Origin of the sequence: Streptomyces sp. UNOB3_S3, from assembly GCF_020740895.1 — a bacterium.
Classification (GTDB): domain Bacteria; phylum Actinomycetota; class Actinomycetes; order Streptomycetales; family Streptomycetaceae; genus Streptomyces.
The window spans coordinates 1-1,303 of record NZ_JAILXP010000694.1; the positions used below are offsets into that span (position 1 = coordinate 1).

A 1,303-nucleotide genomic window follows, 5' to 3' on the forward strand; every position below is an offset into this window, starting at 1 on the left:
GTACGCCAGGGTGCGCACCGCCTGCTCGACCAGCGGCCGGGACGCCGTCCGGCGCGGCGCGGACGCGCCGCCCGCGAGCCCGCCCGTGTCCCGCCCGCCGGTGTCGTGGCCGTCGCCGTCGAGCGCCGCCCGGCCGGACCCCAGGCCCAGGAACCCCTTGCACCGCTCGTAGCCGTAGCGCAGCCGCGTCCATGTCGTCCCGCACGCCCGCTCGGCGTCCCGGCGCCACGCCCGCTCCGCCGCCAGCCCGGCCGCCTGGGCGCCCACCGCCTCCGCCAGCCGGTCCTCGAACTCCTGCCGCGCCCGTTCCGTCAGCCCCGGCCGCACGTCCGTCACATACGCCGGGCGCAGCCGCGCCGACACGCCGTTCACGTCCGCGGTCAGCCGCAGCTCGGCGGCGTTGCGGCGGGCGACGAACGAGCCAAGCGCCTCGCGCAGTTCGCCCACGCCGGCCCCGGTCAGCGCCGACAGGGCCATGACCGACGCGCCGGGCTCGCCGTACTCGCCGAGCGCCAGCCCGTCCTCGTCCAGCAGCCGCCGGAGGTCGTCCAGGACCTGGTCGGCGGCGTCGGCGGAGAGCCGGTCGACCTGGTTGAGCACGACGAACGTCACCTCGGCGTACCCGGCCAGCGGCCGCAGGTAGCGCTCGTGCAGCACGGCGTCCGCGTACTTCTCCGGGTCCACCACCCAGATCACCGCGTCCACCAGCGCCAGCAGCCGGTCCACCTGCTCCCGGTGGCCGGTGGCCGCCGAGTCGTGGTCCGGCAGGTCGAGCAGGACGAGCCCGCCGAGCGCCGGGTCGTAGGGGCGTACGGGAGCGCGGCGGGCCCGGGCCAGGATGCCCAGCCGGTCCAGCAGGCCCTCCGCGCGGTCGCTCCAGGCGCAGGAGACGGGCATCGCGGTGGTCGGCCGGCGCACCCCGGCCTCCGAGAGCTGGGCCCGGGCCAGGGCGTTGAACAGGGTGGACTTGCCGCTTCCGGTCGCCCCGGCGATGGCGACCACCGTCAGGTCCAGGGAGTGGCGGTGGCGGGCGGCGGCCTCCTCCAGCACCCGGCTCGCCTCGGCGAGCGTGTACCGGTCCAGCCGTGCCCGCGACAGCCCGACCAGCTCGCGCAGGGCGTCCAGTCGCGGCCGCAGCGCCAGGCCGACGGGCGTGGGGGGCGCGGCGACGCGGGGCACGGGAGAGGAGGACGGGCTGGCGCTCGGCGAGTACGGCGAGCCCGGCGCGTCGGTCATGGCCCTGTCGGCGCTGACCGGGGCCGGCGTGGGCGAACTGCGCGAGGCGCTTGGCTCGTTCGTCGCC

At 77.9% G+C, this 1,303-nt stretch carries 1 protein-coding gene; it reads right to left on the reverse strand.

What is annotated here, in order from left to right; genetic code table 11:
- A partial coding sequence (locus tag K6I33_RS35075) for a GTPase (protein ID WP_374286681.1) occupies positions 1-1,236 on the reverse strand: 1,236 nt, incomplete at its 3' end.
- Positions 1,237-1,303: the final 67 nt, after the last annotated feature.